The following is an 8897-nucleotide window of genomic DNA, read 5'->3' as shown; positions in this document are numbered from 1 at the left end:
TCTCGCTGTTTTAGTGGGAAATGGTAGTTAAGTGAATCATTTACTTCGGTTGCAACGAATCAATTATTGGGCAGTGGCTATCGTCATCATTATTTTGGCATTGTCCTAAATGTTCTTCCAAAGCGTGTTCTAACAACAACAAGTCAGCCATCTTTTTTTGTACTGCGATCAGTTTTTTATTAGCTAATTCTTGTACTTTACTACATGGACTATCGTTTAACGCAAGTAACCCTTCAATCTCATTTAGCGTAAAACCTAATTCTTGAGAACGCTTGATAAAATGTATTCTATTTACCGTTTCTTTCGGGTAATGTCTATAGCCCTGCATAGGCTTTGGTGGTTGTTTAATTAAGCCTTTGCGTTCATAAAAGCGAATTGTTTCGACATTTACACTCAGTTCTTTAGCCAACATACTTATGGTTCGTTTAGACACGTTATCAATTACCTTACTGACTTTTTGTTTACTTACTTTATATCTAATTAAAGTGACCATCAATGAATACCAGTTTAAACATCGCTAATTGATTTTGTTTTTTCTTCTATTAAATAAGTAAAGTTACCGTTGTTACAACAATATTAAACCACAACAATGTATGGTTTATCCTTTTTCATTATCAAAGTCCAAATTAGTGTTATTACATGCAGTTCTACATGAGTATATCCCAGCGGAACCATCTAAAAAGGCTCACTAATCAATTAATAGACTACTCATAGTAGACTGCTGTAGTGGAACCACTTAACGAGTACTAAGCATCCTCAGTCTTTCCTTGGCCACATCAGCGATCAAATGCCTTGAGCACTTGGCCATTTTCTGAATATCAGAATAGCTATGGCCTGATTTGAGTAGACTAGCGATGATCTTGCGCTTTTCGGTATCCTTCCCACGACCGGCATACTTACCTTCTACTTTAGCACGAGCAATACCTTGCATCTGACGGTTACGGCGATCCTCATAGTCTTTTCGAGCAATGGCTGCGAGCATATCCAGCATCATCGAGTTAATGGCCTGCAATACACTGCTCATAAATTCTGTACTGCTTTCAGATTGAAGCGCCATATATGAGGTCGGCAGCTCTTTTGACACGATAGAGAGCTTTTTTTCTGATAGCATTCTTTTGAGCGTATCCCAATCAGCTTGGTTCAAACGTGCTAAGCGGTCAATCTGCTCAACCAAAATTATATCGCCTTCATGGGCATCATTTATCAGTTACATTAACTGTGGACGTATTAAAGTTGCGTCTGACTCGTTTTCAACATAGAAGGCGGCAATTTTGTGACCATGATCAGCAGCAAACTATATGAGCTCACTTTTGGCACGCTTGGCATCTTGATCTTTGATGGGCGCTCTATGCTCTGATAAACATAAACACCTAAAATAGTCTGTTATAAGTGGTTCCATTATTGCAGTCTATTATAAGTAGACTATTAATTGATTAAGAGACCTGTTTTGATAGTGCCCTTGGGGTATGGCTTTTGAAACCATTTTTCTTTATATTGTCACTTAGACAGGCTGTTATATTGTCACTTAGACAGGCTGGGCATTTGATGTATAGTGTCATTTGCATTTCACTATTTATCAATTTCTCAGCCTGTTTTTTTTCAGCCTACTTTTTGAACCACCACCCGGATATAAATGTAACTATGAATAAAACAACTTTTAAAATATCGAAGATGGACTGCCCTTCGGAGGAAAACCTAATCCGAATGAAATTAGAGGGCCACTCGAATATTGAACATCTTGAGTTCGACATTCCTAACCGTCAATTAACTGTGTTTCATCATGACAATATAGAAGGGATAGAGACTGCTATTCATGACCTAAAATTAGGAGACACCCTACTCTCGACCGAAACCATTGACCCCTCTGATCCCAACAATAATTTTAAAATTGATGCTGACTCTAGTCACAAAAAAGATGCTGAGCAAAGAAAGCTACTATGGATAGTGCTGGTCATTAACTTTGCTTTCTTTATTATTGAAATGAGCACGGGACTGATTTCTCGTTCGATGGGGTTGGTCGCCGACAGCTTAGATATGTTAGCAGATAGCTTCGTGTACGGAATTAGCTTATTTGCGGTCGGTGGAACGGTCATTAAGAAAAAACGGATTGCTAGAATTGCCGGATATTTTCAAATTACGCTAGCGATTCTTGGTTTTTTAGAAGTACTAAGACGTTTCTTTGGCAATGAGCAGTTACCTGACTTTTCTACCATGATAGTCATATCGATTCTTGCGCTAATTGCAAACTTGATTTGCCTCTATTTACTACAAAAATCGAAAAGCAAAGAAGGAGAAGAAGCCCATATGCAAGCCAGTATGATTTTCACTTCAAACGATGTGATTATCAATTTAGGGGTAATTGTTGCAGGGATTTTGGTTAATTGGTTACACTCTAGTACGCCTGATTTGATTATTGGTAGCATCGTATTTGCTTTAGTTATTCAGGGCGCCTTTAGAATATTGAAGTTGAGTAAGTAGCCAAGCCTAATAACTGAAGCAAATAGCTCAAGTAAGTAGCTTAATTAAACCGCTAAGTGTAAAGTAACTGGGTTTGAAGCAAATAAACATCATAAGGATATGAGACCTCAAGCAATGATTGAACAAACTTTAAATCTAGTCACCACCAAAGACCATCAGCAAGTTGCCGTTTGGCGAATAATAGATGATGAAGTCTTTGATAAGAATCTGGTGGTGGTCAACTAATTTAGGACACTAATAAAATTCAAACCTACATCGCCATTACTTATAACCCTGAGTCGAGAACGGATAATAATTATAAGCGTTGGGGCAACTTTTATGACCGCCAAGATCTGTTAGTAGGTGACGAGTTGTGTCAGGTGGTTAATTTTCAGAGACCTTCCTAAATTTTGTGTAAGTATTTAATCTAAACGTCAGTTACACAGAATCTGGGATGGTCTCACCTCATAAAATATCTTGATTTATTTTTATATGTCTATATTATTGGACTTATGGAAATAATAAATGCTACTACCAGCTTTGCTGCGCTCTCTCAAGAAACTCGATTAAAAGCTTTTAGACTTTTGGTTAGTCATGAGCCTGATGGTCTGCCTGCTGGTGAAATCGCTCGCAATCTTGGTGTGCCACATAATACGATGTCGGCTCATTTAGCCGTGCTTGCCCGGGCAGGATGGGTAAGCTCACAACGACAAAGCCGCCAGATTATTTATCGTGCGTCTCTTACGCATGTCGAAGATGTCATTCAATTCTTGTTAAAAGACTGCTGTGCAGGTCACCCAGAGTTATGTGGCTCTCTTTTGGACAGCTTGAGTGCCTGCGATATCAACCCATCCGACAAACCCAACAGCTAAGCTACTATTCTTTTAAGAATACAAACCCTTCTAACACTATAAAAAGGTCGTTATGACACCTATCATTTTTCACAACCCTAATTGTGGTACGTCTCGCAATACCTTGGCCATCATGAAGGCTTCAGGCGAGCAACCGAACGTCATTGAATACCTCAAAACACCGCCTACTCGTGAATATTTGATTGAGCTGTTAGGCTTGATGAAACTTTCACCGCGTGAGCTTCTACGTCAGAAAGGTACGCCTTATGATGAGCTTGGTTTGGATAATACTACGTTATCTGATGATGAACTGATTGATGCCATGATGACACATCCTATTTTGATGAATCGTCCTATTGTGGTGACCTCTAGCGGCGCAGCGCTGTGCCGACCTTCGGAGCGGGTATTTGAATTATTAGACAATCCAGTGAGTCGTTTTACCAAAGAAGATGGTGAAATAGTCCAATCTACTAAAGATAATAGTTTAGACGCCTCTGTCGATTTAACGGAGTTACCAAATATAGATGCAGTAGAGCTGCAACCGATTGATATTGAGGCTCTGATTGGTGCAAATGATCCCCGTCATCCACCAAGAATATTGGTGCTATACGGCTCTTTACGTGAACGCTCGTTCTCTAAATTAGCAAGTGAAGAGGCAAGTCGGGTATTGCGTTGGTATGGTTGCGAGGTGCGTACCTTTGATCCCACAGGTTTACCGTTACCTGATAGTACCGATGCTAATCATCCGAAAGTACGAGAGTTACGTGAGCTAGCAGCGTGGTCTGAGGGCATGCTATGGGTTAGCCCTGAGCGCCATGGCAGTATCACTAGCATCATGAAAGCGCAGATTGATTGGATTCCACTGTCATTAGGTGGCGTTCGACCGACTCAAGGCAAGACGCTGGCAGTAATGCAAGTCAGTGGCGGCAGTCAGAGCTTTAATACCGTCAATCAGCTGCGTATCTTGGGCCGCTGGATGCGTATGATTACCATACCCAATCAGTCGTCTGTTCCGAAAGCTTTTTTAGAGTTTGATGACAATAATCGTATGCTTAATTCGCCTTTATATCAGCGTATCGTTGATGTGTGTGAGGAATTAGTGAAGTTTACGTGGCTCACACGTGGTCGCTCCACTTATCTAACCGATCGTTATTCTGAGCGCGTAGAGAGTCGTGAGGAAGTATCACAGCGTGTAAATCAAAAATCACTCTAAACTCAAGCGTATCTAACGTTAACCTTCTCTAATACCATTGTTTTATTAAGGCACCTTTATGCTCGCATTAGCGATTTTTATTGTCACCTTGACCTTAGTCATATGGCAGCCAAAAGGACTGGGTATCGGTTGGAGTGCAATGGGCGGCGCAGTAGTTGCCCTGCTTTTGGGGGTGGTGCAATTATCAGATGTGGCTATCGTCTGGAATATCGTCTGGGATGCCACCTTTACCTTTGTCGCGCTCATCATCATCTCATTGATATTAGATGAGGCTGGATTTTTTGGCTGGGCGGCATTGCATGTTGCAAGATTAGGTAATGGTCATGGTCGGCGACTGTTTCCCATGATTGTGATTCTAGGTGCGTTCATTGCCGCCTTTTTTGCTAATGATGGGGCGGCGTTATTGCTTACTCCTATTGTCATTGCCATTTTGCTGCGCCTTGATTTTGCACCCAAATCAGCTTTAGCCTTTATCATAGCTACTGGCTTTATTGCCGATACCGCAAGTCTGCCATTAGTAACGTCTAATCTAGTCAACATCGTTAGCGCTAATTATTTTGATATTGGTTTTGGTCGCTATGCGGCAGTCATGGTGCCAGTGAATATCGTATCTGTTATCGCAACGCTACTGGTATTATGGCTTGTCTATGCGCGACATATCCCGAAGCATTATTCAATGGATAGTCTAAGCTCACCGCAATCTGCTATCAAAGACCCTTTGGTTTTTCGAGCGGCCTTTCCATTATTGGCCTTACTACTTATCGCTTATTTTGCCACCGAGTCATTAGGTCTTGTGATTTCATTGGTGACTAGTATCGCGGCGCTAGTGCTTATGGCAATCGCAGGTCGCTGGTGGCAAGGCGGTCGTGATACCAAATTTTCTGTGACCCACGTTCTACGTAAAGCTCCTTGGCAAATTGTCTTGTTTTCCATCGGTATGTATTTAGTGGTTTATGGCTTAAGTAACGCAGGACTCACGGCATATGGCGCGCAAATACTAAACTGGTTAGGACAGCAAGGTAACGTCATTGCGACGGTCGGCACAGGCTTTCTATCAGCTATCGTAGCATCTGTAATGAATAATATGCCGTCAACCCTCATAGGAGCGCTGGCAATTGATAGCGCCCAAGTTCCCACTGCAACGCGTGAGTTGATGATTTATGCCAATGTTATTGGTAATGATTTAGGACCAAAATTCACCCCAATTGGTAGCTTAGCAACATTGTTATGGCTACATGTACTGGCGGAAAAGGATTATAAAATCAGCTGGGGTCAGTATATGAAGATTGGCTTATTCATAACACCGCCAGTACTACTCGTAACGCTTTTAGCTTTAGTATTTTGGTTGCCTATGTTACCCAGTGTTTAAGTAAGCGGTCATTCTTATAGTACGGTGCCTGTATAGGGCACCGAACATAGATAGAATATGTATGGTAAGTACACCATGAAGTACACTGTGAATATTTCAGCGATTTAAAGCGTTGATAACATTAGCCCGCAGCTTAGCATTCAAGTCCTCACTAGGGTACCGAACCAGTGAAAGCGCCTGACAATCTACCATTAGACTATACCCAAAACATAAAACCTTTAAATGATAATCTATCTATCATTAGACTTTTTTATATTATTAAATGATAGTAATATCTTGTTATTATCAATGAGCACTAATTATTAAGTCTAAATAATAGAGGTGGGTTATGACTGTTCGTATTTATGTGAGAGCCAGCACTAAGGATCAAGACGCTACCAGAGCATTGGCTGATTTGGTGGCTTTCAGTACAAGTTATGATGATAACCATGTTGAGTACGTCGAGCATTTCAGTGGTACAAAGCTCGATAGACCATTATTAGCCAAGCTGCTAAAGGACGCTGAGCAAGGCGATATTCTACTGGTTGAAAGCGTGGATAGATTAAGCCGATTATCTCAAGATGATTTTGCAATTCTAAAGCAGCGTATCAAAGACAAAGGCTTGCGATTGGTGGTGGCTGATCTACCAACGACGCATACAGTTAATAATGGCATGACAGGTGAGATCCTAACAGTGATTAACCATATGCTGATCGACTTATTAGCAACGATGGCAAAGCTTGATAACGACAAGCGTAGAGAGCGTATCAAGCAGGGATTGGCTAACAGTGGCTATAAGCCCTCCGGTAAGAAGCCTAATACAACGAAACACAATCGTATTAGAGAATTAGACAGTCAAGGCAATATGACAAAAGAGGAAATCGCTAAGGCAGTTGGTGTTGGCGTAGCTACTGTTTACCGGGTGTTAAAGCCAGGCTCATAGCTGAGGTATTTTATTTTATTTTTGTTCATAAACAGCTGATATATAAGGCATTACACGCGAGGCAAGAAGGCTTTATTTGCAGAAATAGGTACTCTATTACTACGTATCTGTGTTAAAAACGGTGTATTTTCATCATTCAATTTCGTTCAATTATGCCCACTTAAAACGCCCCTCGATCTTTATCTAAAGACATCACAGCGTCATATAAAAATCGATTTAATGCATTGAGGCTTCATTATAATCATTATATTGCATTCATAATCGCTTTTCTGCAAAATGGCTTATCTATAATCGCTTGAGCCACTCATGATGAACACCCCTACCTCAGACCCTATTGGCGCAGCATGGCTTATCCGTCATGCAAGCATCGAGCTGGCTGCCCCTTTATATGTCAGCAGTAGTATCGGTGGGCGCAGACAAACCTATAAAGACGGTGACGTCATTCATAACGCTTATCAGGAAACCGCGCGTCCACTGGACACAATCATTGCGCACTTACAATTTCACATGCGTCATGAAGTACTGAGTTTAGAGTTACTGACTCGTCTGTTTGAGCAGATAGGGGCTGATGATGTACAAGCATGGGTAAACGCTGAGCCCACAGGCAGCTATGCCCGTAGAATGGCTTTCTTGTATGAATGGCTCATGGGTCAGCAGTTAGCAGTACCGAGTAATTTAGGCGGTAACTATGTGGACGCTTTAGATGCTAAGAAGCAGGTTACTTCAAGCCCTGCGCATGTCATCAAGAATGCTCGTTGGCGTATCAATGACAATCTAGCAGGAACCCGTCATTTCTGTCCGATACTGGTGAAAACAGAGGCCTTTACGCAAGCAGCTGCACTCGATATTGCCATGATGGTTGACAAACTTAACGATGAATTTGGGCAAGACTTACTGATGCGTGCCTCCGTATGGATGACATTACGAGAGAGTAAAGCCAGCTTTACCATAGAAGGTGAGGGAAAAGAATTAAAACGCATTGAACGTTTTGCCGATGTGATGGCACGGCGTACCGGCACCGGTGACATTCCGCTTGATCCTGAATCACTAGCAGAGCTGCAACAAGAGATACTCGGTAGCAAAACGGTTATCCAGCAGTATGGTGTCCGTCAATCACCAGTTTTTGTGTCGCACACTCAGGTGAATGGCTTTAAAGAAATTGTGCATTATATTGCTCCACCAGCTGATGACATTGCTAACAAGCTAGCAGGGTTACAGGTATTTATGGAAAAGACTGAGGGACAGTCAGCACTGATGCGTAGTGCTGTTGCCTCCTTTGCTTTTGTATATATTCATCCGCTGGCGGATGGCAATGGCCGCGTACATCGCTTTTTGATTAATGATGTCCTCAGACGAGACCAGGTCATTCATGAGCCGATTATCCTACCTATATCACAAGCCATTGCTGAGCATCCCTCAGACCGTCATGCCTATGATAAGATTTTAGACCGTGTCTCTGTGCCGCTTATGAAGCAAATCCGTGATCATTACAGCTTTGATAAAAAGGCAGTTACCTACCCTGATGGTATTCGCTCAAACTTAAATTTTGGAAATACTCACCTGATTCAACCTGCATGGCGCTTTATGGATCTAACGCCTCACGTTCAGTACTTATCAGGACTGATTGCTCATGTTATTGAAAAAGAGATGCATAACGAGTCACAGTACCTAAGAAAGCATGACCATGCACGACTGGCGATAAAAGAGATTGTTGAGATGCCCAACAGCTATGCCGATAGAATCATTCGCAGTATGCTGCAAAATAAGGGTGCTAAAAGTAATAAGTTACTTAAGGATTATCCATTTTTAACAAATGATGAGGTTTGGGACGATATTTTCTCTGTCGTTGTAGAGACCTTTAAAGATGAGACAGATGAATTGAATAGGTAGAACAGACCCTGCTATATGCAGGGAAGCCTACTTTGATAATCAATCTGGTATAAATATCATCGTTGCGATGATGATTCGGCTATAAGAGATTCGGCTGAAATACCATAGCCTAAAACGTAATCAATATTTTTCTTGACCCTATTTACGCTAATAAACTACTTAAAACAGACTGTATAAAAGGAACTGCTGATAACA

Annotated in this window: 7 protein-coding genes and 2 pseudogenes; 7 read left to right on the top strand and 2 right to left on the bottom strand. The window is 41.5% G+C overall.

What is annotated here, in order from left to right:
- Positions 1-40 precede the first annotated feature (40 nt).
- Both merR and CXF60_RS08885 read right to left on the bottom strand, forming a co-directional pair.
- On the bottom strand, positions 41-493 hold the full coding sequence (merR, locus tag CXF60_RS08890; RefSeq protein ID WP_008110844.1) for an Hg(II)-responsive transcriptional regulator: 453 nt from the start codon (positions 491-493) through the stop codon (positions 41-43).
- A 243-nt stretch (positions 494-736) separates the two neighbouring features.
- Positions 737-1399, bottom strand: a pseudogene (locus CXF60_RS08885) (recombinase family protein).
- A 242-nt stretch (positions 1400-1641) separates the two neighbouring features.
- On the opposite strand from CXF60_RS08885, the gene CXF60_RS08880 reads away from it, so the two are divergent.
- The 7 genes and pseudogenes from CXF60_RS08880 (at position 1642) to CXF60_RS08855 (ending at position 8702) form a co-directional block, all read left to right on the top strand.
- Positions 1642-2478, top strand: coding sequence for a cation efflux transmembrane domain-containing protein (locus tag CXF60_RS08880; protein WP_102091635.1), 837 nt, complete (start codon positions 1642-1644; stop codon positions 2476-2478).
- A 491-nt stretch (positions 2479-2969) separates the two neighbouring features.
- The gene (locus CXF60_RS08875; protein ID WP_102091634.1) at positions 2970-3329 is read left to right on the top strand and encodes an ArsR/SmtB family transcription factor; all 360 of its coding nucleotides are present in this window, start codon (positions 2970-2972) and stop codon (positions 3327-3329) included.
- Positions 3330-3381: 52 nt separating this feature from the next.
- A pseudogene (gene arsC / locus CXF60_RS14600) lies at positions 3382-3714 on the top strand (arsenate reductase (glutaredoxin)); the annotation flags it as partial.
- Positions 3715-3765: 51 nt separating this feature from the next.
- A complete protein-coding gene (arsH, locus tag CXF60_RS08870) occupies positions 3766-4521 on the top strand; it encodes an arsenical resistance protein ArsH (protein WP_228707086.1) in 756 nt (251 codons plus the stop codon).
- Between the two features lie 58 nt (positions 4522-4579).
- Positions 4580-5890 (top strand): arsenic transporter, encoded by a 1311-nt coding sequence (locus CXF60_RS08865; protein WP_102091632.1) that lies wholly within the window; start codon positions 4580-4582, stop codon positions 5888-5890.
- 328 nt (positions 5891-6218) lie between these two features.
- Positions 6219-6812, top strand: coding sequence for a recombinase family protein (locus tag CXF60_RS08860; protein ID WP_011959997.1), 594 nt, complete (start codon positions 6219-6221; stop codon positions 6810-6812).
- 306 nt (positions 6813-7118) lie between these two features.
- A complete protein-coding gene (locus CXF60_RS08855; protein ID WP_180958121.1) occupies positions 7119-8702 on the top strand; it encodes a Fic family protein in 1584 nt (527 codons plus the stop codon).
- The last annotated feature ends 195 nt before the right edge of the window (positions 8703-8897 follow it).

Origin of the sequence: Psychrobacter sp. 4Bb, assembly GCF_002836735.1 — a bacterium.
Lineage (GTDB): Bacteria > Pseudomonadota > Gammaproteobacteria > Pseudomonadales > Moraxellaceae > Psychrobacter.
Note: the sequence above shows the minus strand (reverse complement) of the source record. Positions and strands in the feature narration are given on the sequence as shown.